The organism is Streptomyces sp. NPDC047108 (assembly GCF_040643575.1).
GTDB lineage: Bacteria > Actinomycetota > Actinomycetes > Streptomycetales > Streptomycetaceae > Streptomyces.
This window is the reverse complement of record NZ_JBEYUP010000001.1, coordinates 1,039,400-1,065,856: the sequence shown is the minus strand read 5'-3', so window position 1 is coordinate 1,065,856 and position 26,457 is coordinate 1,039,400. Positions and strand designations below refer to the sequence as shown.

Here is a 26,457-nt window from a genome sequence, read left to right as displayed (position 1 = left end):
CGCCACCACTTGAAGGTAAAAGCAACGTTGCAGAGACTATGCCTTCAAGTTTCGAAGTCAATAGACCAAAGCAAAAGAAGGCCGCTGACGCGATGTGAAGATTTCGTTCAATACTTGAAGTTGATCACCGCAGGCGCTGGCTGATGACCTTCGAGACGCCGTCACCCTGCATCGACACGCCGTACAGCGCGTCCGCGACCTCCATGGTCCGCTTCTGATGGGTGATCACGATGAGCTGGGAGCTCTCCTGCAGCTCCTCCATGATGCGGATCAGCCGCTGCAGATTGGTGTCGTCGAGCGCGGCCTCGACCTCGTCCATCACATAGAACGGGCTCGGCCTGGCCTTGAAGATGGACACCAGCATCGCCACGGCGGTCAACGACCGCTCACCGCCCGAGAGGAGCGAGAGCCGCTTGACCTTCTTGCCCGGCGGACGGGCCTCGACGTCCACGCCCGTGGTGAGCATGTTGTCGGGATCCGTCAGGATGAGACGCCCCTCACCCCCGGGGAACAAACGGGAGAAAACCCCCTCGAACTCCCGGGCGGTGTCCCGGTACGCCTCGGTGAAGACCTGCTCGACCCGCTCGTCGACCTCCTTCACCACCTGAAGGAGGTCGGCCCGGGTCTTCTTCAGGTCCTCGAGCTGCTCGCTGAGGAACTTGTGGCGTTCCTCCAGCGCCGCGAACTCCTCCAGCGCCAGCGGATTGACCTTGCCGAGCTGCTGGTACGCCCGCTCCGCGGCCTTGAGCCGCTTCTCCTGCTGCCCACGGACATAAGGAACGGGCTGGTTGCGCGGATGCTCCGGGTCCTCCGGCAGCTCCTCGCCCTCGGCCGGCGGTGACGGCGGTACGAGCTGCTCGGGACCGTACTCGGCGATGAGCCCCGCCGGTTCGACACCCAGCTCCTCCAGTGCCTTGGTCTCCAGCTGCTCGATCTTCATCCGCTTCTCGGCGCCCAGCACCTCACCGCGGTGCACCGAGTCCGTCAGCTTGTCCAGCTCGCCCTTCAGATCCCGCCCGTGGTTACGCTCGGCCGTCAGCTCCTGTTCCCGCTCGGCCTTGGCGCGCTCGGCCGCCGCCCGCTCCTCCTCGGCACGTACGAGCGAGACCTCGACATGGGCGAGCAACTGCCGGGCGCCGTCCGCGACCGCCGAGGCGACCTCGGTCTCATGGCGCATCCGGGCCCGCCGCTGCTCCGCGCGCGCCCGCGCCTCGCGCTCGGCGCGCGCCGCCCGGTCCAGCGAATCCGCCCTCCCGGCAAGGCCCTTGACCCGCTCCTCGTGGGTACGGACCTGCAGCCGCGCCTCCATCTCGGTCTGCCGCGCGTTGGCGCCGTCGGCCGCGAGCCGGTCCCGCGCCGAGGTGTCGGGCTCCTCCTCGGCCGGCGCCTCCTCAGCGGTGCGCAGCCGCTCGGCCAGCTCCTCGGCCTCCTCGGTCGCACGGACGAGCGCCTCCTCGGCCTTCGCCGCGGCCGCGGTCATGCGCTCGGCCTCGCCCGCCGCGCCACGCGCCTGCCCGGCGAGCCGGCCGAGCGACTGGGCGACGGCCGACTTCTCCCGGTCGGCCGCGCTGCGCTGCGCCGCCAGCTCCTCGACGAGCGCCGCGCTCGCGGCGCGCTGCTCACTCGCACGGTGCTGCGCCTGCGCCAGCTCCTCGCACCGTACGGCCAGGTCCTCGAGTTCGGCCGCCGCCTCGTCGACGGACGCCTGCACCTCCAGCAGGCTCGGCGCACCGGCCGAGCCGCCCTGCGCGAAGTGCGCGCCCAGCACGTCGCCTTCGGCGGTGACGGCGATGAGCCCGGGACTCGCGGCGAGAAGGTCCTCGGCGTCCTCCAGGGTTCCGACGACCACCACGTCGCGCAGCAGCCGGCGCAGGGCGGGCATCAGGTCCGCGTGACCCCGGACGAGATCGTGGGCGTAGGGCGGGTGGCCGGCGGTGGGCCCGGAGTCCGCGGCGTCGTCGTGCGGTGCCCCGGGGCCGCCGGGCCGGGGTGCGTCGGACCGCTGACCGGGCAGCCCGCCCTGCGCAGCGGCAGCATCGCCGTCACCGCCGCCCCCGGGCCCGGCCTCCCCGGAACGGGGCGCGCCGAGCGTCCCCTCCCCCGGGCGGGCGGAGGGGTGCGGACCGCCGGTGGGCCGCGAGGAAGGGCCGCCGTCGCCGGTCGAGGCACCGGCCGCGGAGGTGCCCTCCGGGTCCGGGTGTCCCGTCACCGCCGGGTACGTACGAGCCTCCGCGGAGGCCGGCCGGTCCCCGTACCCGCCGTCGGGGTCGTCGTCGGGGCGCGTGTGCGGAGCCCCGTGGCCGTCGCCCGGCGCCGTTCCGGCGCGGCCGGAAACGGACGTGACACCGTCCGCGGCCTCTGCTGCGGACCCGGGAGCGGCGGTGCCCTGGGCACCTACGCCCACCCGGCCCCCCGCACCGCCGGAGTCCGGGGCCTGACCGGGAACCCGCCCGCTGCCGGACGGCCCCGCTGCGGACGCGTACGCCGTCGCGACGGAGCCGGGCTCCGGAACGGCGGCCAGCAGAATCGCCGCCCGGCCCGCGTCCTGCTTCCGCAGGAGCCGGATCGCCTCGGCGGCGGTGGCCGGGTCCGCGACGGCGACGGCATCGGCGGCGGCACCGAGGGCGGCGGCGACCGGCACCTCGTAGCCGGGTGTGACGGTCAGCAGCTCCGCGGCCGGGCCCAGCAGGCCGCTCAGCCGGTCGGCGGCGGCCAGCAGCGCGCCCGTACCGTCCTTGCGGCGCAGGCCCATGGCCAGGGCGTCGTGCCGCGCCGAGGTCGCCGCGCGCTTGCGCTCGGCGGCGGTGGCCGCCTCCCGTGCCTCGCTCAGCGCGGTCTCGGCCGCGGCGAGGTCACGCTTGGCCTGGTCGTGGCGCCCGGCCAACTCGGCATCGCCCGCGTCCAGTCCGTCGACCTCGGCCTTGAGATGCTCGTACTCCTCCTGGGCGGCCACCGCGCGCTCCTGCGCCTCGTCGCGCGCGCTCGCCAGCCGGTCGATCTCGGCCTGAGCGGAACCGGCCCGGCTGCGGGCGGCGTTGACCTGGCCGTGGAGCCGGGCCAGCCCTTCACGGCGGTCGGCGATGGCGCGGGCGACGTCCTTCAGACGCCGCTCCTCCATCGCCAACTCGCGCTCCAGTTCGGCCCGGTGGGCGACCGTGTCCTCCAGGGCCCGGGTCGCCGCCTCCAGCGCGGCCTCCAGCTCCGCCTCCTGCCCGCGGATCCTGGCGGCCTCGCGCTCCATGTCCTCCGGATCACGACCGCGCCGCTCCTCCGGGGGCGCGGCGGACGCGCTCTTCACCCGGGCGTCGGCCAGGCTGATGGTGCCGCGCGCCCGCTCGGCGAGCTGCGACAGCTCGTACCAGGTCTGCTGCGCCTGCTGGAGACGCGGGGTGAGCCGGCGGACCTCGTCCTCGAGGGCGGACTCGCGCTGCAACGCCGACCGCAACTGCGCCTCCGCCGCCTCCTTGCGCTCCTTGAGCGCCGCCTCGTCGGCGACCTCGGTACGCAGCGCCTCGCGCAGTGCCACCAGGTCGTCGGCCAGCAGCCGGAGGCGCGCGTCGCGGAGGTCGGCCTGGATGACGGCGGCCCGCCGGGCGACCGCGGCCTGACGTCCGAGCGGCTTCAGCTGCCGCCGCAGCTCGTCGGTGAGGTCCTGGACGCGCGCGAGGTTGGCCTGCATCGCGTCCAGCTTCCGCAGCGCCTTCTCCTTGCGCTTGCGGTGCTTGAGGACGCCCGCCGCCTCCTCGATGAAGGCCCTGCGGCCCATCGGGTCGGCGTGCAGGACGGAGTCGAGCTGACCCTGGCCGACGATGACGTGCATCTCGCGGCCGATACCGGAATCGGAGAGCAATTCCTGGATATCGAGAAGGCGGCAGGTGTCCCCGTTGATCTGGTATTCGCTGCCGCCGTTGCGGAACATGATCCGCGTAATGGTGACTTCGGCATAATCGATGGGGAGAGCGCCGTCGGCGTTGTCGATCGTCAGCGAGACCTCGGCGCGTCCGAGCGGGGGACGGCCGGTGGTCCCGGCGAAGATCACGTCCTCCATCTTGCCGCCGCGCAGCGATTTCGCACCCTGCTCGCCCATGACCCAGGACAGGGCGTCCACGACATTGGACTTACCCGAGCCGTTCGGGCCCACGACACAGGTGATGCCGGGCTCGAACCGCAGCGTCGTGGCCGACGCGAAGGACTTGAACCCGCGCAGGGTCAGGCTCTTGAGGTGCACGCCGTCGGACTCTACCTTTGCGCTCGGGTGTCTCCGGAGAGTTTCACCGGAGGATACGCAGGGCACATCCTTCGGTAAGGGAGGCGCCCTACGGATGACCGGGCGGAAAGGAAAGAAGGGACGCCGAAGCGTCCCTTGCAGATTCTTGAGCGGCTGACGTTGCAGCCCGACCGGCCGATGACGATGGCTGAGGTCAGGTCAGCGCAGGCTCCGCCTTGGGTACGTCGATGTCGATGCCGTCGAGCAGCGAGTCGCCGTGGTGAGCGGCAGCTGCGAGCGCGTCGTTCTCGGCCTGAATCCGTACGAGCTCGGATTCGAGGTCCTGTACACGCTGCTGCAGCCGTCGCATCTCGGCGAGGAGTCGCGGGTCGGATCCGCCGACGTAACCGAGAAGCGCCTTTGCCATGATGGATGGTCCTCCACAAATGAGTGACCGACCGATGCGGTGTGGGTCGTGAGGGAATGTCGCACCCGCGATGTCTGCCATCACCGTTGTTCACAATGTCAAACAGGTAGGGTGCGCGGGGATTCCAGCGTCTCACCAAATGGTTGGACGGTCAACACGATCACACGCCGTACGGCCGGGCGGCCTGGTGGCGCGCGGCGGCTGCGTGCGCGGCGCTGCTCACTCCAGGAGGCCCGTGGCGCGTGGAGATCATCCTTACGGCCGCAGCTTTCCATGACCACGCGTTCTTGGCAACCACCAGGTCATCCCGCCCCCACGCACATGACAGCAGCATTTCGTGCCCCGGTGGACGCCCGTACGGGAGGCCGTGGAGCGCGGTGTCGATCAGTGGATCTCGAAGCCCTGGTACCCGCCCCGCGGAATGTCCCAGATATCCGTCACACCGCTGACGTGCCCGGGCGTGTCGCCGGCACGCAGCCAGTCCAGCAGCCTCTCGCAGCCGTCGCGCGAGCCCTCGGCGACGACCTGGACGCGGCCGTCGTAGAGGTTCGAGGCGAAGCCTGAGAGACCACCGATCTCGAGAGCCTCCGCTCGGGTGAACCAGCGGAAGCCGACGCCCTGAACACGGCCACGGACCCACGCCGTGAGCCGGACATCTTCGCTCATGTCACCACGCTAACCGGCCATTTACTCAAGAAGCACACCGGCCCCACCTGTGATGCCGTACAGTGCCCCGCGAACAAACAGCTCACTCATCCGAGTGAAACACGGTGTCTCCAACGCATGTGGAGGAAGGCAGCGATGGGCCGCCACCGACGCACTGCTTCCGCGCCCCCACCGAGGAACGGCGCCGGCCGGCACCGAGGTGCCCGCCGCGGCTACGCGCCTGTACGCACGGGTCTCCTCGGCGCTTCGGCCGCCATGGCGGTGGGAGCAGTTGCCATGGCCTCCGGGCTGGTCCCGGGAGGCGACGAGTACACGGTCGGCGGTGCCGCCGGCCACGGCAGCCAGGTGGAGACCGGGGGCATACCCGGCTTCGATCCGCAGGGCACCGCGTCCACGGCGCCCACCAGCCGCCCGTCGAGCCCGATCGGCCGCGGCAACGACCCCACGAGCTCACCGAGCTCGATCCCGTCCCGCTCGCACCGTCCGGAGAAGCCCTCCGAACCGACGAAGCGGCCGTCCGACCCCTCGGACGAGGACAGCAAGCCGTCCTCGTCGTCCCGCCCGCCCGAGAACCGGCCGGAGAAGCCCGGGAGCGGCGGATCCGGATCGGAGTCCTCCGCCGAGGCCAAGGTGCTGAGCCTGGTCAACAAGGAGCGCAAGGAAGCCGGTTGCCGTCCCGTGAAGCGCGACAAGGACCTCGCGGACCTGGCCGAGACCTTCAGCGAGGACATGGCCGACCGCGACTTCTTCGACCACACCGACCCGGATGGGGAGAACCCCTGGGACCGTGCGGACGTCCTCGGGATCCTCGGCCTGGGCGGCGAGAACATCGCCCGCGGCCAGCAGGACGCCAAGGCGGTCATGGACGCCTGGATGGCCAGCCCCGGCCACCGCGCCAACATCCTCAACTGCGACTACAAGAAGTTGGGCGTCGGCGCGCAGTTCGGCGACGGCGGCCCCTGGTGGACGCAGGACTTCGGCTTCTGAGCCCTCACGCCGCGGACCGCCGGCCCCAGGGCAGGAGGTCCGCCGCACGTGGGCCGCGCGGCACCGTGGCCCGCCACAGACGTACGCAGGACAGCACCGTCGCCGCGAGCAGCAGGACGTTCCGGAGCACCACCACGGTGACCCCCTGCCATGAACTGCCCACCACGGCACCGAAGAACAGCGGATAGTCGACGGTGGTCAGGGCGGCCACGAGCAGCAGCAGCGCCGCCACCGGGCGCTGTGTCGTCCTCCCCGCCGTCAGGCACACCGCGGCCAGTCCGATCAGCCAGATGAGGTACTGCGGGCTGATCACCCGGCTCGTGGCCGTGAAGAGGAGTACGGCGGCCAGCGCGGCGTCGTAGGGCGTGGCGTCGGTCCAGCGGCGGGCGCGCACCCTCCACAGCAGCAGCCACGCGAAGGCGGCGGCGGTGAGCAGCAGCGAGGCCGCCGCGACCGAGGAGACGTACGGGCCGACGAACTCGAACGAGCCGTACTGATGCCTGATCTCCCCCGGCCAGCCGAACAGACGGGCCGCGTGGAGCGCCGCGCCGCCCATCGACTCGATCTCCACCCCGCGTTCCTGCTGGGCGAAGAGAAAGGCGAAGGTGCCCCGGAATCCGGCCGCGAGCAGCAGGAGGAGGACTCCGGCCGAGGCGGCGAGCGCGAACCAGGTCTCGCGCGTCGTACGGCCCCGGGGCGTGCCGAGCACGGTCAGCACCGGCCACACCTTGATCACCGCGGCGAGCCCGGCCAGGGTGCCGCCCAGCCGGGGGCGGGCCGGCAGCAGGAGCAGGGCGAGGACGGCGAGAGCGGTGACCAGCACGTCGTAGCGGGCGAAGGGCAGGCTCAGGAGCAGCGGCAGGGCGAGCGCCCACATCCAGGCTCCGGCGAGGCTGCGTCCCTGCCCGCGGTGCGCCGCGAGCAGCAGCGCCAGCAGGACCACGGCGTCGGCGACGAGCATGAGCAGCACGAAGGCCTGGAGGTAGCTGATCCGGGGGACCAGCCCCGGGGCGACCATGACGAATGCGGCGCCCGGTGGGTACTGCCAGCTCACGTCCCCGATGGGGAACGATCCGCTCCGCAGCTTCTCGTCCCACTCCTGGTAGAGCACATGGACCTCTGCCGCGATGTCGTCGTGCCCCTGCCGGAGCAGGGCGAGCATCAGCAGCCGGGAAGCGGTCCAGTACGCGGCGAGGAGCAGCCAGTCGCGCGGCCAGGTCCGCGGCCGGTTCCAGCGGAGCCGGTGACCCGGGGCATCGGGTACGGGGGCGGGGCGGACCTCCTTCCGCGCCGGCGGCGGGGCGGTGTCGCACACCCTGCTGGGCTCATCCAGGCCGACCGCCGTGGGCACTTCGGTCACCATCGCCTCCGCGTACGCCGATGAGGATTCGTGAGGGTCCCTGCAATGAAGTAGGACAAACCTCACTGAATATAGGCAATTAGTGACCTTGTGTGGTTCACGCGCGCCGGGCAGCGGGGCAGGCGCAGGAGCCCGCGCGGCAGGGCCCGTTCGGCTACGACGGGGGCGGTCGGGCGGTGAGGTGCCGTGGTCGCGGTCGCGACGCCGATGACTCAGCGCGGGGCGAGCGTCCGGCGGGCCGGAGGGCGCTGGCAGCGGGGGCAGTAGTAGCTGGAGCGGTTCATCCAGGGGCGCCGCCGGATCGGGGTGCCGCACCGGCGGCACGGCTCGTCCTCCCGGCCGTACACGTCCAGGGAACGGTCGAAGTAGCCGGACTCGCCGTTCACGTTGACGTAGAGGCTGTCGAAGCTGGTGCCGCCGACCGCGAGGGCGGCGTTCAGCACATCCCGTATGTGGCCGAGGAGTTCGGTGCTCCGGGGCCGGGTCAGGGTCGCCGTCGGCCGGTCGTAGTGGAGCTTGGAGCGCCACAGGGCCTCGTCGGCGTAGATGTTGCCGACGCCGCTGATGAGGGACTGGTCGACGAGGGCGCGCTTGACGGTCGTACGACGGCGGCGCAGCGCGGCGTGGAAAGCGGCCTCGTCGAAGTCCGGGTCGAGCGGGTCGCGCGCGATGTGGACGATGGCGTCCGGCAGTCCGTCCGGCTCCCCCGGCGCCTGGGCGTGCAGGGAGAGTCCGCCGAACGTCCGCTGGTCGACGAAGCGCAGCTCCGTCCCCGCCTCGTCGGCGAAGCGGAAGCGGACGCGCAGATGGGTCTCATCGGGGGCGCCCTCGGGCTGGACGAGGAGCTGACCGCTCATGCCGAGGTGGCCGAGGACCGAGGTGCCGGTGGACTCGACGGGCAGCCAGAGGTACTTGCCGCGGCGGTGGGCCGGGCCGAACGTGGCGCCGACGAGCCGGTCTGCGAAGTCGGCGGGGCCGGCCAGATGGCGCCGGATCGCGCGGGCGTGCCGTACCTCGACGGAGGCGATGGTGCGCCCGGACACCCAGCGGTCCAGGCCGCGGCGGACCACCTCGACTTCGGGCAGCTCTGGCACGGGGGCTCCTCCGGGAGGGTCGACGGACGTGGGCGCGCCAAGGTCATTCCCGCGGGTGCGCCGCGGACACGTCCGTGGCGGTGCCGGGCGGAGTGGGGTGCCCCACTTCGCGGCAGGCGGTGGTCGCATGCCACCGCGAGTTGAGGTGCACTCCACCGGGACGGGGCGTGACCGGCCCTCGGCGCCCCGGTGCAGTGCGCGGGGCGCGGGTGGGTTCGGTACGCGCGGGCGCGCGAGCGGGACGTACCGCGCCCGCGACGACGCGCACGGCGGGCCCGGTGACGACCCGACGACCTGCGGCCCGGGTGCCGACCGGGCCGCGAGAGAAGCCTTCGAGACGCGTACCGCCCGTCCCCGCGAGGGGCCGGGCGGTGGTGCGTCAGCCTGCCGAGTGGTCGGCGTTGGCGCGGGAGCCCTGGGAACCGCCGTCGCCGGCGGCTCCGGACTTCCCGTTGCCGGAAGCGCCCTCCGCCTCCGCCTTCGCCGCGGCGTCCGCGGCCTCGCGGATCGCGCGCCAGGCGGTCTCCGCCGCCTGCTGCTCGGCTTCCTTCTTGCTGCGGCCGGTGCCGGTGCCGTACGCGACACCACCGACGCGGGCGGCAGCCGTGAAGGTCTTCTCGTGGTCGGGCCCGGTCTCGGTGACCAGGTATTCGGGCACCCCGAGACCCTCGGTGGCGGTGAGCTCCTGGAGGCTGGTCTTCCAGTCCAGGCCCGCGCCAAGGTTCGAGGACTTCTCGATCAGCGGGTCGAAGAGCCGGTGCACCAGCTCGGCGGCCGCGTCGAGTCCTTGGTCCAGGTAGACGGCCCCGATCACCGCTTCCAGGGTGTCCGCGAGGATCGATGCCTTGTCCCGGCCTCCCGTGCCCTCTTCGCCCCGGCCCAGCCGGATGAACGAGCCCAGATCCAGGCCGCGTCCGACCCCGGCGAGTGCGCGCGAGTTGACCACCGCGGCCCGCAGCTTGGCCAGCTGGCCCTCGGGCAGGTCCGGGTGGATCCGGTACAGCGTGTCCGTGACCACCAGTCCGAGCACGGAGTCCCCGAGGAACTCCAGCCGCTCGTTGGTGGGCAGACCGCCGTTCTCGTACGCGTACGAGCGGTGGGTCAGCGCACGCACCAGAAGGGCGGACTCGAGCCGATAGCCGAGCCGCCCTTCCAGGAGCGCATGGGACGAGGCCTTGTCTGCCTGAGCCTTTTTCGGCTTACTGGCGTCCGACATGAAGCCTGTCACCCGCCGTTCAGACCTCGAGGACCTGGCGGCGGTTGTAGGTGCCGCAGCTCGGGCACGCGATGTGCTGCTGCTTCGGCTCGTGGCAGCGCTCGCACGCCACCAGGGTGGGGACCGCAGCCTTCCACTGCGACCGGCGGTGACGCGTGTTGCTGCGCGACATCTTCCGCTTGGGAACGGCCACGGCTACTTCTCCTGCTTCTCGTCGACGCCCGCTTCGGCGCCGCTCATGTCGTCCTTCTCGCCGCCCTTGAGTGAACCGGCGAGTCCCTGCAGTGCCGCCCAACGCATGTCGACGGCGTCGTGGTGGTGGTCCGGGTCGTCCACGAGCCGCGCCCCGCAGTCGGGGCACAGTCCGGGGCAGTCCTCCCGGCACACCGGCTGCAGCGGCAGTGCGAGCACCACCGCATCACGCAGCACGGGCTCGAGGTCGAACAGGCCGTCCTCGAGGAAGAGCATGTCCTCGTCCTCGGCGTCGTCGCCGGACTCCGCTTCGCGGCTCCGGTCATCGGCGTCGGGGTAGGAGAACATCTCCTGGAAGTCCGCTTCGAGCTCTCGCTCCAGCGGCTCCAGACACCTTACGCACTCCCCCTTGAGCGGCGCACGGGCGGTGCCCGTGACGAGCACCCCTTCCATGACCGACTCCAGGCGGAGGTCGAGCTCCACCGTCGCGTCGCCGGGCACCCCGATGACCTCGATACCGAGATCGCCCGGGGCGTCGACGGAGCGGGTGAGCCGCTGCAGCGCGCCAGGACGCCGCCCCAGCTCGTGCGTGTCGAACACGAGCGGGTTGCGGTGGTCGAGGCGGGCGTTCAGGGCTTCCTGCTTTCTACGCTGCGGTGCCGGCGGCCCGGTCGCCCGGAGCGATCACTCCGGGTACTGCGGGCAGCCGTGATCGCGGACGTACGCGCGACCGAAGGGCCAGGATACTGGACGGGGCGCCGTGGGCCCAATCCGCCCGGTGCCCGGGCGGCCCCGGGCCCGGAGTGCCGGGTCTGTCAGCGGCCCTGCTCGTACTGCCGGAGCTGGTCGAGGTCGATCATGCTCGTGTCGAAGAGGCTGGTCTCGTCCAGCGCCGCCCCTCCCTGCTGTGCCTGTTGCGCCTGTTGCTGCTGTTGCTGCTGTTGCTGGGCCTGCTGCTGGGCGTAGGCCGGGGCGTAGCCCTGCTGGTAGCCGTACGGGTCCTGGTAGGCGCCGTACGCGTCCTGCTGCCGGCCGTACGCCTGCTGGTAGCCGTAGGCGTCCTGCTGCTGGTAGGCAGCGGCGGCGGTGTAGTAGTCCTGCTGCGGCTGCGTCTGGGCCGGGACCTGGGGCTGAGCCGGGAGCTGCGGCTGGGCCGGGGCCTGCCGGGGCTGGTCCTGGGCGGCCAGGCCCGCCAGGTACTCGGCGTCCGAGGTCTGCGGTGCCTGGGCGACGCCGTCCTGCGCGGCCATGTGCGCGGCCAGTTCGTCGCTGGGCCGCTGTCCGTGCAGCTTCTGCCGGCCGCGGCCGACCGCCTCCAGGGTCTTGGAGAGCACGGCCTCGAAGGCGCCCAGCTTGGTGTCCACGTACGCGTCGGCGCGGTCGCGCAGGGTGGCGGGGTCGGCGCTGCGCTCGGGGGCGTCCTCGTCCACGTACCCCTGCTCGTCGAGGCCGGGGCCGCGGCCGAGAAGCTTCTCGCGGCCGCGGTCCACCGAGCCGATGGTCTTGGTGAGGACGACCTCGAAGTTGGCGAGCTTGCTGTCGACGTAGTCGTCGGCCTCGGCCCGGATCTCCTCGGCCTCCGTGCGGGCCTCGGCCACGATGCGGTCGGCCTCCTGCTGGGACCGCAGGGCGACCTCGGTGCCCGACACCAGCGAGCCGCGCTCGGCGTGCGCGCCCTGGATGATCCGCTCCGCCTCGGCGCGGGCCTCGTCGACCATCCGGTCACGGCCGCCGAGCAGTTCCTGCGCCTGGGCGAGCGAGCCGGGCAGAGCCTCACGGACCTCTTCGAGCAGGGCGAGCAGCTCGGCTCGGTTGACCACGCACGAGGCCGACATGGGCATGGACCGGGCGCTGCCGATCGCCTCGACGATCTCGTCGAGCTTCTTCTGCACGTCCACCTTGGGGTTCGCCACTCTCTGCCGGGATGGGTCGGGTCCTGACGACTGTACGACCACGGGGCACCCCGCCGACACCTGATGACGAACTGTCAGACCGGCGAGGCGACCGGCGCTCCGCCGCCCGCCGTCAGGCCTCGCGCTCGCCGAGGCGCTTGACCAGCGCCTCCAGCACCAGCGGCGGGACGAGGTGGGACACGTCACCGCCCCAGGCGGCGACTTCCTTGACCAGGCTGGAGGAGAGGAAGCTGTAGGTGGGGTTGGTGGGGACGAACAGGGTCTCGACGCCGGAGAGGCCGTTGTTCATCTGGGCCATCTGCAGCTCGTAGTCGAAGTCGCTGACCGCGCGCAGGCCCTTGACGATCGCGGGGATGTCGCGCTGCTTGCAGAAGTCGACCAGCAGGCCGTGGAAGGCCTCGACCTTGACGTTGCCGTACCCGGCGGTGACCCGTTGCAGGAAGTCGATCCGCTCGTCGACGCTGAACAGGCCCTTCTTGGACTTGTTGATCATCACGGCGACGTACACCTCGTCGTACAGCTTCGAGGCACGCCCGATGATGTCGAGGTGTCCATTGGTGACGGGGTCGAAGGACCCCGGACAGACGGCGCGGCGCAACTGTGGTTCCTCGCTCTCCGGTCCGGTCATGACACGCGGGTGGTCGGTGCTGTGGTGCGCGTCGAGGCGGCGCGACCGTACCAAAGCGTGCCCTCGCCGTAGCGACGGGCCCGCAGCCCTTCGAACCCGGCCGGCCACCGGAATTCACCGCCTCGGGTGCTGCGCTCCACGGTGACGAGCGCATCATGCGCGAGCCAGCCTTCGGTACGGAGTGTGATCAGGATCTCGCGAAGATCGTCATCCGGGAGCACATAGGGCGGGTCCAGGAAGACCACGTCGTACGGGTCGGCGGGGGCCGGCCCCGCGAGCAGGTGCTCGGCACGCGCGCCGCGGACCTCGGCGCCGGGCAGACCGATCACGCGGACGTTGTCCCGGATGGTCCGGGCCGCGCGGGTGTCGGCCTCCACGAGCAGAACGTGTCCCGCCCCGCGGGACAGCGCCTCCAGTCCGACGGCGCCAGAGCCGCCGTAGAGGTCCAGGACCCGCGCGCCGTCCAGGCCGCCGAGCAGCGACTCCCAGGTGGAGAACAGGCCTTCGCGCGCCCGGTCGGAGGTGGGACGGGTGCCGTTGCCCGGCGGTACGGCCAGGCGGCGTCCGCCGGCGGCTCCGGCGATCACGCGGGTCATGGGTGTCCGGTCCTTCGTCTCTGTCAGGGGCAGCGGCCCCGCACGGCCGCCGCCCCTCCACGATATGGCGTCCCGCGCCGGCCGGATCCCCGCACCTCCGTGCCGTGCGGGGATCCGGCCGGCATATCCGCTACTCCTGGGCGGACGCCTGCGGCGCTCCGACGAGCGCGGGCGAGGCGTACCGCGACCAGGACAGGCAGCCGTCGGGCGGGCAGAACTCGGGGCGGCGCGGGTCGTGGCCGAGCTCGCGGAGCTTGGCGCGCACCGAGTCGGGCGTGCGGCCGAAGCGGGCGGCTATCCGGGCGATCGTCTCGCCCTCGTGGAAGCGCTGGGTCAGGTCCTCCTCGTGCTGCGGCACCCAGGGCGCGCCATGGCCGGGGAACAGCTCGCGCAGCACGTCGCGGTCGGGGATGGGCTCGGCCACGTCGGCGACGAGGGCGAGGGCGCGCAGGGCGCGGTTGAGCGCGATACGCAGCGGCGGGACTTCGGTGAGCGGGAGAGTGAGGGCGCCGGACGCGAGAAGGGTCTCCGGGGAATCTTCGTGCCAGCCGGTCACGGTGAGGGTGACGGTGCAGTCGTCGTCGCTCGCCAGCTCGATCCGGAAGATCTTGTCGCCGAGCGGCAGTTCGTTCAGATGCCGGAATGCCATGAAACAAGCCCCCAATGGTCCAAGTCGGCCGATCACCGGTCGGATCGGTTCGGACTGGTTCCATCTTCTCAGGGGGGTCTGACAATCGGGCCTGCCGCCAAGGGAGTTGGGGAGAGGCGGTGACGGGCTGCGGAAGCATCGGTTCCGCAGGCCCGGGCCCCTGCCGTACGGGCTGCCCCGGCTCGGTACGGATGCCGGCCCTTGTCGCCAGTGTCGGCCCTTGCCGCGGGTGCCGGCCCTCGTCGCCGGTGTCGGCCCTCGTTGCGGGTGTCAGCCCTTGTCGAGGTACTGCTCGCGCTCGGCGTCCAGGAGCGCGTCCAGCGCCGTGCGCAGCTCCGGGAGTGCGGTCAACTCGGGGTCCGCGGAGACGACCGCCACGGCCTCCTCGCGGGCCGCCGCGATCACCTCCTCGTCCTCGATGACCGCGAGCATCCGCAGCGAGGACCGCACGCCGGACTGGGCCTGCCCCAGCACATCGCCCTCCCGCCGCTGCTCCAGGTCGATCCGGGACAGCTCGAAGCCGTCGAGCGTGGCGGCCACGGCGGCCAGCCTGGCGCGGGCAGGGCTCGCCTCGGGCGCGTCGCTGACCAGCAGGCACAGCCCGGCGGCGGAACCACGGCCGACCCGGCCGCGGAGCTGGTGGAGCTGGGAGACGCCGAACCGGTCGGCGTCCATGATGACCATCACGGTGGCGTTCGGGACGTTGACGCCGACCTCGATGACCGTGGTCGCGACCAGGACGCCCACCTCGCCCGCCGCGAACCGCCGCATCACGTCGTCCTTGGCGTCGGGCTGCATCCTGCCGTGCAGGATCTCCACCCGGAGCCCGGCCAGCGGGCCCGTCGTCAGCTTCTCCGCGGTCTCCAGGACGGCGAGCGGCGGCCGCTTCTCGCCGTCCTCCTCCAAGGACTTGGCCGCCTTGGCCGCCTTGTCGTCCTCCTCGTCGCCGATACGAGGGCACACCACGTACGCCTGGTGGCCGTTCTCCACCTCCTCGCGCACCCGCTCCCAGGCGCGCGTGAGGAAGTGCGGCTTGTCCTGGGCCGGTACGACATGGCTGGCGATCGGTGAGCGCCCGGCGGGCAACTGGTCCAGGACGGAGGTCTCCAGGTCGCCGAAGACCGTCATCGCGACCGTGCGCGGGATCGGGGTCGCGGTCATCACCAGCAGGTGCGGCGGCCGGTCGGCCTTGGCGCGCAGGGCGTCGCGCTGCTCCACACCGAACCGGTGCTGCTCGTCGACCACGACCAGGCCCAGGTCGTGGAACTGCACCTTGTCCTCGATCAGGGCATGGGTGCCGATGACGATCCCGGCCTCGCCGGTGACGAGGTCGAGCAGCGCCTGGCGGCGGGCCGCGGCCCCCATCGAACCGGTCAGCAGGACGACCTTGGTGGCCTCCTCCGCCCCGCCGAGCATGCCGCCCTGGGCCAGCTCGCCCATCATCTCGACGACGGACCGGTGGTGCTGCTGGGCCAGCACCTCGGTCGGAGCGAGCATCGCGGCCTGCCCGCCCGCGTCGACGACACCGAGCATCGCGCGCAGCGCCACCATGGTCTTGCCGCTGCCGACCTCACCCTGGAGGAGGCGGTGCATGGGGTGCTCGCCCGCGAGGTCGCCGAAGATCTCGGCGGAGACCTTCCGCTGGCCCTCGGTGAGCGTGAACGGCAGCTTGGCGTCGAACGCGTCCAGCAGACCGCCCTCACGCGGGGCGCGGGGCACGGCGGGCAACTGGCTCTCGGCACGGCGGCGGCGGGCCAGGGCGACCTGGAGCACGAACGCCTCGTCCCACTTGAGGCGGTCCTTGGCCAGGGCGATGTCGGCCTTCGTACGCGGCCGGTGGACGCGGCGGAACGCCTCGGGGAGCGTGGTCAGGCCCCTGCTCTCCCTCAGCTCCGGCGGCAGCGGGTCGACGAGGTCGCGCCAGCCGTCCGCCTCGAAGGTGTCCAGGAGCGCCCCGACCGACTTGGCGATCTTCCAGGACGGGAGCTGCTTGCACGCCGGGTACAGCGGCAGCAGCTGGTTCGCGAAGGCGTCGACCGCCTCGGCCGCGTCGGTGTCCCCGGCGCGGTCCAGCAGTTCGTAGTCGGGGTGGGCGAGTTGGCGTACGCGGTTGAAAACCGAGACCTTGCCGGCGAACATCCCCCGCCGCCCGGGCAGCAGTTCGCGCTCGTGGTGGTGCGCCGCGCGGCCGAAGAAGACCAGCGTGAGGGAGCCGCTCCCGTCGGTGACGACGACCTCCAGCCGCACGCCCTTGCCGCGGTTGAAGGTCTTCTTCGCCGCCTTGGCGACCTGCGCGACGACCGTGACGTGCTCGTCCAGCGGGAGGTCGGCGAGGCGCGTCAGCTCGCCGCGCTCGGCGTAGCGCCGCGGGTAGTGGTGCAGGAGGTCGCCCACCGTGTGCAGGCCGAGCTGGTCGGCCATCACCTTCGCGGTGGTGCCGCCGACGGTCTTCTTCAGGGATTCATCCAGCGCGGGCACGCCGTCCATTGCACACCATGGGTGTGACAGAACCCGCATCGTGACGTCCGCGCGCGCTCCGGACGCCCCGTCCGGCGCACGCGCCGCACCCGCCCCGCGGCAGCGCGTGGACCTACGTCTCCCCGCGGTGCCGTACGGCGGCGCCCGCCCTCACTCCACGCCGATGAGCAGCGGTACGGACGGCTGGCCACCCCGGTAGACCACGGTGTCCACGGCGAGATGCCCCTCCCGTACGTGCGCCTCCAGCGTCTCGCCGAGGTCGTCCGGGATGCCGGAGCCGAGCACGAGCGTGACCATCTCGCCGCCCGCGGCCAGCATCCGGTCGAGCAGGACCGCGGCGGTTCCCTCCAGGCTGGCGCCGATCACCGCCACGTCCCCGTCGATCATGCCGAGGACGTCCCCGGCCTCGCAGACCCCGGCCGTGGTGAACGACTGCCGCTCGGCGACGGCCAGTTCGGCGTACCGGGTGGCGCCGGCGGCGGAGGTCATGGCGACGACGTCCTCGTCGAAGCGGCGGTCCGGCTCGTGGACCGCGAGGGCCGCGATCCCCTGGACGCAGGAGCGGGTCGGGATGAGCGCGACCCTGACTCCCTCGGCGCGCGCCTGCTCGACGGCGGCGGCGGCCGTGTGGCGCAGGGCGGCGTCGTTGGGCAGCAGGACGACCTCGCGCGCGTGCGCACGGCGGACGGCCTGCACCAGCTCGCCGCTCGCGGGGGGCTCCCCGGGACGTGCGGTGACGACGGTCGCGCCGGCTTCCCGGCACAGAGCGGCGAGCCCTTCGCCGGGGACGACGGTCACCACGGCACGGCCGGCCCGTTCGGTCCGCTCGTGGTCCTCGCCCGGGGCACCGGGGGCGCTCTCCGCGGCCGCCGCGGCCGCGCCGAAGTGGGTGATCCGGATGCGGTACGGGCGCCCGGCGTCGACGCCCGCCTCGACGGCCGCACCGGCGTCGTCCACATGGACGTGGACGTTCCAGAGCCCGTCCCCGCCGACCACCACGAGGGAGTCCCCCAGGGCGTCGAGGCGGGAACGCAGGACGGCGACGGCCTCGTCGGTCGCCTCCAGGAGGTAGATCACCTCGTAGGCGGGGCCCGACCGGGGCCCGGCGTCATGCCCCTCGACGGCGGCCCGGCCCTCGCCGGGGTGGTGGAACGCGGCCTCTGGCAGGTGCCCCGTCGGCTCCGGGGGCGCGCAAGCGGTCTCGGCCGCCCCGTCGTGCTCCTCCCGCGCCGCCTGGCGGGGGGCGGTGCCCGCGCGGACGGGGGCCTCCCCCGGCGCGCTCCCGGTGGCGTCCGGACCTGCCGCGTGACGCGTGGCCGCGCCCGATGCCGGGGCGGCGTCGCCGACGCGCCCCTCAACTGCCGTGCCCCCGCTTCCGGTTGACTGGCGCACCGAGGGCGCGACCGCGGCCCCAGGCGACGGGTGACCGGTCCTGTGGCCCTCCCCCGCGCCGACCGCGGCGGCGCTGTCGGTGGCACGCCGCTGTGCGGGCGCCGCTGCCGCGGGTGCGGTACGGGCTGCCGAACCGGCGGAGTGCAGCGGCGGAACCGGCGCAGGACGGGGCGACGTGGCCGCGCGTCGGGAGGGTGCCGCCGCGATGGGCCCCATCGCCGTCTCGCCCGAGACGGCCTCCACCAAGGACCCCAGGACCGTGACGAGACCTGAGCCGCCCGCGTCCACGACACCGGCGCGGGCCAGGACGTCGAGCTGACCGGGGGTCGCCTCCAGTGCCTTGCGCGCCCCCTCGTACGCGGCACGCGCCACCGCCACGGCACCGCCCTCCGCCTGCCCGGCGGCGTCGGCAGCGGCCGATGCCACGGTGAGGACGGTGCCCTCTACGGGGTGGGCGACGGCCTCGTACGCCGACTCCGCCGCCCGTCGCAGGGCGCGGCGCAGCGCCTCGGCGGCGTCGGACCCGCGCGTTCGGCCCACCCTCTCGGCGCCGGCGCCCGAGGGTCCGGTGCCGGAGCCGTCGGGTTCCGCGGCCAGCACCTCCGCCATGCCGCGCAGGAGCTGCGCGAGGATCGTCCCCGAGTTGCCGCGTGCGCCGATCAGCGCACCGTGGGCCATGGCCCGTACGGCGTCGGGGAAGGCAGGACCCTCCTCGTCGGCCACCGCGGCGTGCGCGTCGAAGACGGCGTCCACGGCCTGGGCCGCGGACTCGACGGTCAGATAGAGATTCGTCCCGGTGTCCCCGTCCGCGACCGGATAGACGTTGATCGCGTCGATTCCCTCACGGGCCTGCCCCAGCGCTTCGAGGGCCAGCCCGCACCACGTGCGTACCGTGGTGGCGTCGAGGGTGTGCGGCACCAGCGTCCTCCTCGGACCGGGGGCGGAGGGATTGCGCGGAGGGGATGCTCCGCAGGGTAGCCGCGGGGCCGGTCCCGGCAGGGGCCGGGGCCCCGGCCGGTCATGGTAGTTTCGTTCTGCGGGAGCGGCCGTTGTATGCTGCTCCGGTTGCCCGGCGCGAGCCGGGCCATTCCCACCCGGAACTGCCGGTCAGAGACTGATCTCGGCGAGGCCGGAATTTCACTGTAAGTGCATCTGAAGTCTTTGGAGTGACCCGTGGCTGCCAACTGCGACGTCTGTGGCAAGGGGCCGGGCTTCGGCAACAACATTTCGCACTCGCACCGCCGCACTCGCCGTCGTTGGAACCCCAACATCCAGACGGTGCGCGCAGTGGTCGGGCGGACGCCGAAGCGGCTCAACGTCTGCACCTCGTGCATCAAGGCCGGCAAGGTCGCGCGCTGACGTTCCCGTCGTAGCGCAGCCATCAACCGGTTGCCCGAAGCCGGTCCACCCACGGTGGACCGGCTTTTTTGCGTTCCCGCACACCGGCCACTCGCCAGGAGCCCCGCACCGGCCACTTACGCGGAGCCGTACGGCGCTGACCCGCTAGCCCGCCGTCGAGTCCTGACCCGCCGTACCCCCGTGGCGCCACCGCCACCCGTGGTCGACCGGGCCGATCCCCTCGCCCAGCGGGAACCCCGCGGCGATCGCCCCCGTCACGTACTCCTTCGCCGCCGCCACCGCCTCCGGCACGTCCTGCCCCTTGGCCAGTTGGGCGGCGATCGCGCTGGCGAGCGTGCAGCCCGTGCCGTGCGTGTGCCGGTTGTCGTGCCGCCCGGCCCGGAGCCAGTGCTCCTCGGTGCCGTCCGTGAGCAGGTCCACGGCATCGCCGTCCAGGTGCCCGCCCTTGATCAGGGCCCAGCGCGGCCCGAAGGCGAGGACGGCCTCCGCGGCCGTCCGCAGATCGGCCTCCGCCGCGACCCGTACCCCGGTGAGTTGCGCGACCTCGTCGGTGTTCGGGGTGGCGACCGTCGCGAGCGGCAGCAGGCGGCCGCGTACGGAGTCCAGGGCCTCGGTGGCGAGCAGCGGGTCGCCGTGCTTGGAGACACCCACCGGGTCGACGACGACGGGGACCCGGAGACCGGTGAGCAGATCCGCGACCGCGCCGACGAGTTCGGACGTCGCGAGCATGCCGGTCTTCACTGCCTGGACGCCGATGTCGTCGACGACACTGCGGAACTGGGCCCGTACGGCGTCGGCGGGCAGTTCCCACGCGCCTTGCACACCACGGGAGTTCTGCGCCGTGACGGCCGTCAGCACGCTCATCCCGTGCGTGCCCAGCGCCAGCATGGTCTTGAGGTCGGCCTGGATGCCCGCGCCTCCGCCGGAGTCGGAACCGGCGATCGTCAGAACGCGCGGCGGTATGGGGGGCGTCGCCCCCGGGCCAGTCTCCATACGGCTCTCCCTGCGGCTGTCCTGCGGCCGTTGGCCACGGGGTCGGAGTCTAGGGGGCGTCCTCCTCGTCCCCGAAGTGGTCCCATCCGCCCTTGTCCCACGGCGCTCCGTCCACCGTGACCCGCGGCAGCGCGGAGGGGTTGAGGACCTCCCCGATCACCCGCCAGCGGGCGGGGAGTTTCACGTCCGGCGGGAAGGTCGCCACGATCGCGTGGTCCTCTCCCCCGCCCAGCACCCAGGTCATCGGGTCGACGCCGACAGCCTGTCCGATGTCCGACATCTGCGTGGGGATGTCGATCGCGGCGGACCGCAGGTCGATCCGCACCTTGCTCGACTCGGCGATGTGCCCGAGGTCGGCGACCAGTCCGTCGCTCACGTCCGTCATCGCGGTCGCGCCGAGGCCCGCGGCGGCCGGGCCCGCGTGGTACGGCGGTTCGGGCCGTCGGTGCGCCTCGACGAAGGCCCGCGGCGAGCGGAACCCGCGCGAGAGGACCGCGTGCCCGGCGGCGGACCAGCCCAGCCAGCCCGTGACGGCCACGACGTCGCCCGGCTGTGCGCCCGCGCGGGTCACCGGCTCGTGGTTGCGCAGATCGCCGAGCGCGGTGATGGCGACCGTGATGGTGTCCCCGCGTACGACGTCGCCGCCGACGACGGCGGCGCCCGCCACCTGGCACTCGTCCCGGATGCCGTCCATCAGCTCGGTCGTCCAGGTCACGGGCAGGTCGGCGGGGACGACGAGCGCCAGGAGCAGGGCCGTGGGCACGGCGCCCATGGCGGCGATGTCGGCGAGGTTCTGGGCGGCCCCCTTGCGCCCGACGTCGTACGCCGTGGACCAGTCGCGGCGGAAGTGCCGCCCCTCGAGGAGTACGTCCGTACTGGCCACCACCCGCCGGTCCGGCGCGGCCACGACCGCGGCGTCGTCCCCCGGCCCGAGCCGTACGGCGGGGGTGGTGGTGAGCCGCGAGGTCAGCTCCCTGATGAGCCCGAACTCCCCCAGCTCGCCCACGGTGCCCTTCATCGGTGTGCCCCTTCTGCCCCAATGGTTTTGCGCTCGCCTGCCGACTGTGGTGCCGGTACGGTCATCCTGGTCCTCTCCGCCGCGCAGAGCACGCCGTGCGCCGCGCGGGTCTCCCCGTGCCGCTGCGCGACGCGATACCGTGGCGTCCCTTCTCTCCACATGATCCTCGTGGCCGCCCTGGAGGTTCCGTGGTACAGGCGTACATCCTGATCCAGACCGAGGTCGGCAAGGCCTCGACCGTCGCCGAGACGATTGCCAAGATCCCGGGGGTGATCCAGGCCGAGGATGTGACCGGACCGTACGACGTGATCGTGCGGGCGCAGGCCGACACCGTGGACGAGCTGGGCCGCATGGTGGTGGCGAAAGTCCAGCAGGTCGACGGCATCACACGAACCCTGACCTGCCCGGTGGTTCATCTGTAGCCCCCGTCTATGCTCGGCCGGTGAGTGAATTTCCTCTCCGGCGTTCCCGCCTGCCCCTTGCCGCGCTCCTGACCACCGCTGTCGGCATGTCCGTGCTCTCCGGCTGCTCCTTCAGCGACGAGGGTGACGCGCGCCCGGTTCCCAAGCCGTCCGCGGAAGCCGCCGATCTGTGCCGGAAGCTCCAGGAGACCCTGCCGAAGTCGGTGGACGGTCTCGACCGGAGCGCCGACGGGCCGGATTCGGACTTCGCGGCGGACTGGGGGGATCCGGCCGTGCAGCTCCGCTGCGGGGTGCCGCGGCCCGAGCTGCTCACGCATGGAAGTGAACATTACAACCCCACGGCCGAGGGGATGGAGGTGAACGGCGTGCTCTGGCTCACCGAGAAGCAGGACGACGGCTACCGCTTCACCACCACGGGCCGCCTGGCGTACGTGGAGGTGACCGTCCCGGGGAAGTACGCGCCCGAGACGAGCCCGCTGCTCGACCTCGCCAAGGCCGTGAAGAAGAGCGTGCCGAGCGAGCTGTGAGTCCCGGGCCGCGCGGCCCGGGGCGCCGGGGTGCGGCGTCGCGGAGGGCTCAGCGCAGTCCGGTGGGGCGCCGCAGCGCGGCCTGGATCAGCCGGTCGACCAGTTCCGGGTAGCTCACGCCGGTCTCCTGCCACATCCGCGGGTACATGGAGATCGGCGTGAAGCCGGGCATCGTGTTGATCTCGTTGATCACGAACTCCCCGCTGTCCAGCAGGAAGAAGTCCGCGCGGACCAGGCCCTCGCAGGAGGCGGCGTCGAAGGCCCGTACGGCCAGCTCCCGGACGCGGGCGGTCTCGTCCTCGGTGAGGGGGGCGGGCACGATCCCGGCGGCGGAGTCGATGTACTTCGCCTCGAAGTCGTAGAAGGCGTGGTCGGCCTCGGAGGGGATCTCGGCGGGGACGCTCGCGCGCGGCCCGTCCTCGAACTCCAGCACTCCGCACTCGATCTCCCGGCCCCGCAGCAGCGACTCGACGAGGATCTTGGGGTCGTGGCGCCGGGCCTCCTCGACGGCCTCGTCCAGACCCTCGAGTCCGGTGACCTTGGTGATGCCCATCGAGGAACCGGCCCGGGAGGGCTTCACGAAGAGCGGCCAGCCGTGGTCGCCGGCGAAGTCCACGATCTTCTTGCGGGCGGCCGCGGGATCCTGCTCCCACTCGCGGGGACGGATCACCTCGTACGGGCCGACGGGCAGCCCGTAGGAGATGAAGACCCGCTTCATGTACTCCTTGTCCATGCCGACGGCGGAAGCGAGGACGCCCGAGCCGACGTACGGCACCCCGGCGAGGTCCAGCATTCCCTGGATCGTGCCGTCCTCGCCGTACGGGCCGTGCAGGACGGGGAAGACGACGTCGACCTCGCCGAGCGCCTTGGGCACAGAGCCGGGCTCCGAGTACACGACCTCGCGGCTGGCCGGGTCGAGCGGCAGCAGCACGGCACCCTCGGAGGAGGACTCGGCGACGTCCTCGACGCTGGGCAGCCTCCGGTCGGTGATCGCCATACGCTCGGGGGCGTCGGCGGTGAGCGCCCAGCGGCCGTCCGGCGTGATCCCGATCGGCAGCACGTCGTACTTCCCTCGGTCGATCGCGCTCAGCACGGCGCCCGCGGTGACCACGGAGATCGCGTGTTCCGAGCTGCGCCCGCCGAAGACGACGGCCACGCGCGGCTTGGGGCTCTGGGGGGAGTGCTCGCTGCTCATATCGCGACGACCCTACCGAACAGTTCGGGCCACGTCAGTGCCGCTCGGCCTTGGCGCTGCGCGACATCAACTCCTTCAGCGCCACGAGCGGCTGCTTTCCCTCGTGCACGATGCCGACGACCGTCTCCGTGATGGGCATGTCGACGCCGTGGCGCCGGGCCAGATCGAGCACGGACTCGCAGGACTTGACGCCCTCGGCGGTCTGCTTGGTGACCGCGATGGTCTCCTCCACCGTCATGCCGCGGCCGAGGTTGGTGCCGAAGGTGTTGTTGCGGGACAGCGGCGAGGAGCAGGTGGCGACGAGGTCGCCCATGCCCGCGAGACCCGCGAAGGTGCGGGCGTCGGCGCCCATGGCCAGTCCCAGGCGGGTGGTCTCGGCCAGGCCGCGGGTGATGAGGGACGCCTTGGCGTTGTCGCCGAGCCCCATGCCGTCGGCGATGCCCACGGCGAGCGCGATGACGTTCTTCACGGCACCGCCCAGCTCGCAGCCGACGACATCGGTGTTGGTGTACGGCCGGAAGTACGGCGTGTGGCAGGCGGCCTGGAGACGCTGGGCCACCGCTTCGTCGGCGCAGGCGACCACAGCGGCGGCGGGCTGCCGGGCGGCGACCTCGCGGGCGAGGTTGGGCCCGGTGAGCACCGCGACGCGCTCCGCCGGCACCTTGGCGACCTCTTCGACGACCTCGCTCATGCGCTTGGCCGTGCCCAGCTCCACGCCCTTCATCAGGCTGACGAGCACGGTGTTCGCGGGCAGCAGCGGCGCCCACTCGGCGAGGTTGCCGCGCAGCGTCTGGGAGGGGATGGTGAGGATGGTGAACTCCGCGCCGCGGGCGGCCTCCGCGGGGTCGGTCGTCGCCGTGACGGACGTGGGGAGTTCGGTCCCGGGAAGGTAGTCGGGGTTCGTGTGGCCGGTGTTGATGGCTTCGGCGACCTCCGGGCGGCGGCCCCACAGGGTCACCTCGCAGCCGGCGTCGGCGAGCACCATCGCGAAGGCCGTGCCCCAGGATCCGGTGCCGAAGACGGCGCAGCGCGTCACGTGGTCTCCCCCTGCTCCTGGACCTTCTTCTGCTGCTCGGCCCTCTGTTCCTCGACGATCCCGCGCTGCGCCCGCCGCTCCGCGCGTCTGCGCTGCTCGGCTCTCGCCTGGCGGTGGTCGTACGGCTCGAGGGGCACGGGCTCCTCGCGCAGTTCGGCGAGGAGTTCCGTGACGGCCGCCATGATCGTGTCGGTGACGGCGCGCAGGACGTCGGAGGTCGGCTCCATCCCGTAGTAGGCGGAGAGGTCCACCGGCGGACCGGCCTTCACCAGCAGCGTCTTGCGCGGGAAGAGGCGGAGCTTCCGGTCCCTGGCGTAGGGCGGCATCGCGTGGTTGGCGCCCCACTGCGCGACGGGGATGACCGGCGCCTTGGTGAGCAGCGCGACGCGGGCGGCCCCCGTCTTACCCTGCATCGGCCAGTGGTCGGGATCGCGGGTGAGGGTGCCCTCGGGGTAGAAGGCGACGCATTCGCCGCGCTCGATGGCGTTCACGGCGGCGCGGAAGGCGTCTATGGCGTCGGTGGACTCGCGGTAGACGGGGATCTGGCCGGTGCCGCGGAGCATGGTGCCGACGAAGGGTGCTTTGAAGAGCCCTGCCTTGGCGAGGAATCGCGGGACGCGACCGGTGTTGTACTGGAAGTGCGCATACGACAGCGGGTCCAGATACGAGTTGTGGTTCACCGCCGTTATGAATCCGCCCTCGGCCGGAATGTGCTCCACTCCACGCCAGTCCCGCTTGAACAGCACCACCAGCGGCGGTTTTGCGATGACCGCGGCCAAGCGGTACCAGAAGCCGATTCTGCGGCGGGACACTCGGACACCCTCCTTGTGGGACCTGCTGAGCTGCGGACCGACAGCCGCACAAGTGTCGCCCCAGGGTCCCGGTCTGTCGAGAACACCGTAACCCCGTGCCTTCCGGTCGGCTGCGAGGGCCGCCGGGAGGGCAGGCCAGAATGGGACGCGATGCGAAGAGTCGGAGAAGCCGTGCCGGTTGCCGGGTGGTCCCTGGTGGTGCCGCTCAAACCGCTGTCCCTGGCCAAGAGCAGGCTCGCCGAGGCGGCGGGCAACGGCCTGCGGCCCGGTCTCGCCCTGGCGTTCGCGCAGGACACCGTGGCCGCCGCCCTCGGGTGTCCGGCGGTACGGGAGGTCGTCGTGGTCACGGACGACCGGCTGGCGGCCGCGGAGATGACGGCACTGGGTGCCCGCGCGGTGCCGGACGCCCCCGGCGCGGGGCTGAACGCGGCGCTGACGCACGGCGCCCGCACGGTGCGCGATGCCGTTCCGCGGGCCCGTATCGCGGTCCTCAACGCGGACCTTCCGGCGCTCCGGCCGGATGAGCTGACGCGCGTTCTGGCGATTGCCGGGACTTTTCCGCGGGCTTTTCTGGCGGATGCGGCGGAAATCGGCACAACGCTTCTCACGGCGGCTCCGGAAGTGGATCTGGCCCCGGCTTTCGGCGGGGCCTCGCGGGAGCGGCACAGGGCCTCCGGAGCTCTGGAGATCGTGCTGGAGGGCGTCGACTCGGTGCGCCGCGACGTGGACACCGGCGAGGACCTGCACGCCGCTCTGGGGCTGGGCGTGGGCCCGTACACGGCCCGGATGTGCGCGACGGCGCCCTGCGCTCCGGGCACGGGCGGCGGCGTCGGGACGGGCGAGGGCTCCCGTACGGAACCCGGAGCCGGGGAGCCGTCGTCCCGCTCCACCGCCGGTTCACAGGCCCGTGGCGGGGCGGCGGACGGCGCCTGACGGGCTCCGTGGCCGCGCCCATGACCGGGGCCGGCCGGGATGCGGGAGCGCGGGGGCGGCGGGCGGTCGCCGACCGGGCCCGGACTAGGCTGAGCCGCATGCAGGCGACCGCGTTCACCTACGACTCCGAGACCCGCAGCGGCAGCGTGCTGCTCGACGACGGGACTCCCCTGCCCTTCGACGCGGCGGCGTTCGACGCGGGCGGCCTGCGGCTGCTGCGGCCCGGTCAGCGGGTGCGGATCGAGGTGGACGGCGACGGCGGGGACCGCCGGATCGCTCTGGTGACGCTCCAGACGCTCTGACGCCGGTTCACGGCCACCCAGGCCCGCTCAGGCCCTGTGCGGGGGCCGTGCGAGC

General features: G+C 72.5%; 25 protein-coding genes. 6 read left to right on the top strand and 19 right to left on the bottom strand.

Features of this window, described 5'->3' with window-relative positions; genetic code table 11:
- Nucleotides 1-124: 124 nt before the first annotated feature.
- From ABZ822_RS04675 to ABZ822_RS04665, 3 genes are all read right to left on the bottom strand, one after another.
- On the bottom strand, nucleotides 125-4,228 hold the full coding sequence (locus ABZ822_RS04675) for an AAA family ATPase (RefSeq protein WP_360846672.1): 4,104 nt from the start codon (nucleotides 4,226-4,228) through the stop codon (nucleotides 125-127).
- Between the two features lie 193 nt (nucleotides 4,229-4,421).
- Nucleotides 4,422-4,634, bottom strand: coding sequence for a hypothetical protein (locus tag ABZ822_RS04670; protein WP_360846670.1), 213 nt, complete (start codon nucleotides 4,632-4,634; stop codon nucleotides 4,422-4,424).
- 384 nt (nucleotides 4,635-5,018) lie between these two features.
- A complete protein-coding gene (locus tag ABZ822_RS04665; RefSeq protein ID WP_360846668.1) occupies nucleotides 5,019-5,300 on the bottom strand; it encodes an acylphosphatase in 282 nt (93 codons plus the stop codon).
- A gap of 276 nt (nucleotides 5,301-5,576) precedes the next feature.
- Between ABZ822_RS04665 and ABZ822_RS04660 the strand changes: the two genes are divergently transcribed.
- Entirely contained in the window at nucleotides 5,577-6,287 is a 711-nt protein-coding gene (locus ABZ822_RS04660) for a CAP domain-containing protein (RefSeq protein WP_360846666.1), read from the top strand.
- Between the two features lie 4 nt (nucleotides 6,288-6,291).
- On the opposite strand, the gene ABZ822_RS04655 is transcribed toward ABZ822_RS04660, so the two are convergent.
- From ABZ822_RS04655 to ABZ822_RS04605, 11 genes are all read right to left on the bottom strand, one after another.
- Nucleotides 6,292-7,650, bottom strand: coding sequence for a glycosyltransferase 87 family protein (locus ABZ822_RS04655; RefSeq protein ID WP_360846664.1), 1,359 nt, complete (start codon nucleotides 7,648-7,650; stop codon nucleotides 6,292-6,294).
- Between the two features lie 209 nt (nucleotides 7,651-7,859).
- Nucleotides 7,860-8,741 carry a bifunctional DNA-formamidopyrimidine glycosylase/DNA-(apurinic or apyrimidinic site) lyase gene (mutM, locus tag ABZ822_RS04650; RefSeq protein WP_360846662.1) on the bottom strand — a complete coding sequence of 294 codons (882 nt, stop codon included), beginning with the start codon at nucleotides 8,739-8,741 and terminating at the stop codon, nucleotides 7,860-7,862.
- A gap of 379 nt (nucleotides 8,742-9,120) precedes the next feature.
- Entirely contained in the window at nucleotides 9,121-9,957 is an 837-nt protein-coding gene (rnc, locus tag ABZ822_RS04645; RefSeq protein WP_360846660.1) for a ribonuclease III, read from the bottom strand.
- A 19-nt stretch (nucleotides 9,958-9,976) separates the two neighbouring features.
- The gene (rpmF, locus tag ABZ822_RS04640) at nucleotides 9,977-10,150 is read right to left on the bottom strand and encodes a 50S ribosomal protein L32 (protein WP_009714764.1); all 174 of its coding nucleotides are present in this window, start codon (nucleotides 10,148-10,150) and stop codon (nucleotides 9,977-9,979) included.
- 2 nt (nucleotides 10,151-10,152) lie between these two features.
- On the bottom strand, nucleotides 10,153-10,782 hold the full coding sequence (locus tag ABZ822_RS04635) for a YceD family protein (RefSeq protein ID WP_360847080.1): 630 nt from the start codon (nucleotides 10,780-10,782) through the stop codon (nucleotides 10,153-10,155).
- Nucleotides 10,783-10,964: 182 nt separating this feature from the next.
- On the bottom strand, nucleotides 10,965-12,047 hold the full coding sequence (locus tag ABZ822_RS04630) for a cell division initiation protein (protein WP_360847077.1): 1,083 nt from the start codon (nucleotides 12,045-12,047) through the stop codon (nucleotides 10,965-10,967).
- 127 nt (nucleotides 12,048-12,174) lie between these two features.
- Nucleotides 12,175-12,660, bottom strand: a complete 486-nt coding sequence (coaD, locus tag ABZ822_RS04625; RefSeq protein ID WP_360847074.1) for a pantetheine-phosphate adenylyltransferase — start codon at nucleotides 12,658-12,660, stop codon at nucleotides 12,175-12,177.
- Between the two features lie 26 nt (nucleotides 12,661-12,686).
- Nucleotides 12,687-13,286: a 16S rRNA (guanine(966)-N(2))-methyltransferase RsmD gene (gene rsmD / locus ABZ822_RS04620; protein ID WP_360846657.1), complete on the bottom strand. Its 600-nt coding sequence runs from the start codon at nucleotides 13,284-13,286 to the stop codon at nucleotides 12,687-12,689.
- Nucleotides 13,287-13,416: 130 nt separating this feature from the next.
- Nucleotides 13,417-13,935, bottom strand: a complete 519-nt coding sequence (locus ABZ822_RS04615) for a hypothetical protein (protein WP_360846655.1) — start codon at nucleotides 13,933-13,935, stop codon at nucleotides 13,417-13,419.
- Between the two features lie 270 nt (nucleotides 13,936-14,205).
- Nucleotides 14,206-16,422 (bottom strand): ATP-dependent DNA helicase RecG, encoded by a 2,217-nt coding sequence (gene recG, locus ABZ822_RS04610; protein ID WP_360846653.1) that lies wholly within the window; start codon nucleotides 16,420-16,422, stop codon nucleotides 14,206-14,208.
- Nucleotides 16,423-16,563: 141 nt separating this feature from the next.
- Nucleotides 16,564-18,723, bottom strand: a complete 2,160-nt coding sequence (locus tag ABZ822_RS04605; protein WP_360846652.1) for a DAK2 domain-containing protein — start codon at nucleotides 18,721-18,723, stop codon at nucleotides 16,564-16,566.
- A gap of 255 nt (nucleotides 18,724-18,978) precedes the next feature.
- On the opposite strand from ABZ822_RS04605, the gene rpmB reads away from it, so the two are divergent.
- Nucleotides 18,979-19,164, top strand: coding sequence for a 50S ribosomal protein L28 (gene rpmB / locus ABZ822_RS04600; protein WP_014628431.1), 186 nt, complete (start codon nucleotides 18,979-18,981; stop codon nucleotides 19,162-19,164).
- A 144-nt stretch (nucleotides 19,165-19,308) separates the two neighbouring features.
- Here the strand turns inward: rpmB and thiD are convergent, their stop codons facing one another.
- A complete protein-coding gene (gene thiD / locus ABZ822_RS04595; protein WP_360846649.1) occupies nucleotides 19,309-20,157 on the bottom strand; it encodes a bifunctional hydroxymethylpyrimidine kinase/phosphomethylpyrimidine kinase in 849 nt (282 codons plus the stop codon).
- Between the two features lie 49 nt (nucleotides 20,158-20,206).
- On the bottom strand, nucleotides 20,207-21,175 hold the full coding sequence (locus tag ABZ822_RS04590) for a thiamine-phosphate kinase (protein ID WP_360846647.1): 969 nt from the start codon (nucleotides 21,173-21,175) through the stop codon (nucleotides 20,207-20,209).
- Nucleotides 21,176-21,363: 188 nt separating this feature from the next.
- Between ABZ822_RS04590 and ABZ822_RS04585 the strand changes: the two genes are divergently transcribed.
- Together ABZ822_RS04585 and ABZ822_RS04580 are read left to right on the top strand one after the other, a co-directional pair.
- A complete protein-coding gene (locus tag ABZ822_RS04585) occupies nucleotides 21,364-21,597 on the top strand; it encodes an Lrp/AsnC ligand binding domain-containing protein (protein WP_064070330.1) in 234 nt (77 codons plus the stop codon).
- Between the two features lie 20 nt (nucleotides 21,598-21,617).
- Nucleotides 21,618-22,124: a DUF3515 domain-containing protein gene (locus tag ABZ822_RS04580; RefSeq protein WP_360846645.1), complete on the top strand. Its 507-nt coding sequence runs from the start codon at nucleotides 21,618-21,620 to the stop codon at nucleotides 22,122-22,124.
- 49 nt (nucleotides 22,125-22,173) lie between these two features.
- On the opposite strand, the gene ABZ822_RS04575 is transcribed toward ABZ822_RS04580, so the two are convergent.
- From ABZ822_RS04575 to ABZ822_RS04565, 3 genes are read right to left on the bottom strand one after another with little or no spacing between them, the layout of a single operon-like run.
- Nucleotides 22,174-23,319, bottom strand: a complete 1,146-nt coding sequence (locus ABZ822_RS04575; protein WP_360846643.1) for a D-alanine--D-alanine ligase family protein — start codon at nucleotides 23,317-23,319, stop codon at nucleotides 22,174-22,176.
- 34 nt (nucleotides 23,320-23,353) lie between these two features.
- On the bottom strand, nucleotides 23,354-24,355 hold the full coding sequence (locus tag ABZ822_RS04570) for an NAD(P)H-dependent glycerol-3-phosphate dehydrogenase (RefSeq protein ID WP_360846641.1): 1,002 nt from the start codon (nucleotides 24,353-24,355) through the stop codon (nucleotides 23,354-23,356).
- Nucleotides 24,352-25,167: a lysophospholipid acyltransferase family protein gene (locus ABZ822_RS04565; protein ID WP_360846639.1), complete on the bottom strand. Its 816-nt coding sequence runs from the start codon at nucleotides 25,165-25,167 to the stop codon at nucleotides 24,352-24,354. The genes ABZ822_RS04570 and ABZ822_RS04565 overlap by 4 nt, the downstream gene beginning before the upstream one ends.
- 150 nt (nucleotides 25,168-25,317) lie before the next feature.
- On the opposite strand from ABZ822_RS04565, the gene cofC reads away from it, so the two are divergent.
- Entirely contained in the window at nucleotides 25,318-26,100 is a 783-nt protein-coding gene (gene cofC / locus ABZ822_RS04560) for a 2-phospho-L-lactate guanylyltransferase (protein WP_360846637.1), read from the top strand.
- Between the two features lie 98 nt (nucleotides 26,101-26,198).
- Complete coding sequence (locus ABZ822_RS04555) at nucleotides 26,199-26,402, top strand: hypothetical protein (RefSeq protein WP_360846635.1); 204 nt, start codon at nucleotides 26,199-26,201, stop codon at nucleotides 26,400-26,402.
- The last annotated feature ends 55 nt before the right edge of the window (nucleotides 26,403-26,457 follow it).

Bases quoted from the DNA above. Each gene is read 5' to 3' on its own strand.
- cofC (WP_360846637.1), top strand. From the start codon at position 25,318: ATGCGAAGAGTCGGAGAAGCCGTGCCGGTTGCCGGGTGGTCCCTGGTG.
- ABZ822_RS04660 (WP_360846666.1), top strand. From the start codon at position 5,577: ATGGCCTCCGGGCTGGTCCCGGGAGGCGACGAGTACACGGTCGGCGGT.
- recG (WP_360846653.1), bottom strand. From the start codon at position 16,422: ATGGACGGCGTGCCCGCGCTGGATGAATCCCTGAAGAAGACCGTCGGC.
- ABZ822_RS04665 (WP_360846668.1), bottom strand. From the start codon at position 5,300: ATGAGCGAAGATGTCCGGCTCACGGCGTGGGTCCGTGGCCGTGTTCAG.
- ABZ822_RS04670 (WP_360846670.1), bottom strand. From the start codon at position 4,634: ATGGCAAAGGCGCTTCTCGGTTACGTCGGCGGATCCGACCCGCGACTC.
- ABZ822_RS04655 (WP_360846664.1), bottom strand. From the start codon at position 7,650: ATGGTGACCGAAGTGCCCACGGCGGTCGGCCTGGATGAGCCCAGCAGG.
- ABZ822_RS04615 (WP_360846655.1), bottom strand. From the start codon at position 13,935: ATGGCATTCCGGCATCTGAACGAACTGCCGCTCGGCGACAAGATCTTC.
- ABZ822_RS04575 (WP_360846643.1), bottom strand. From the start codon at position 23,319: ATGAGCAGCGAGCACTCCCCCCAGAGCCCCAAGCCGCGCGTGGCCGTC.
- rsmD (WP_360846657.1), bottom strand. From the start codon at position 13,286: ATGACCCGCGTGATCGCCGGAGCCGCCGGCGGACGCCGCCTGGCCGTA.
- rnc (WP_360846660.1), bottom strand. From the start codon at position 9,957: ATGTCGGACGCCAGTAAGCCGAAAAAGGCTCAGGCAGACAAGGCCTCG.
- ABZ822_RS04555 (WP_360846635.1), top strand. From the start codon at position 26,199: ATGCAGGCGACCGCGTTCACCTACGACTCCGAGACCCGCAGCGGCAGC.
- ABZ822_RS04590 (WP_360846647.1), bottom strand. From the start codon at position 21,175: ATGAAGGGCACCGTGGGCGAGCTGGGGGAGTTCGGGCTCATCAGGGAG.
- thiD (WP_360846649.1), bottom strand. From the start codon at position 20,157: ATGGAGACTGGCCCGGGGGCGACGCCCCCCATACCGCCGCGCGTTCTG.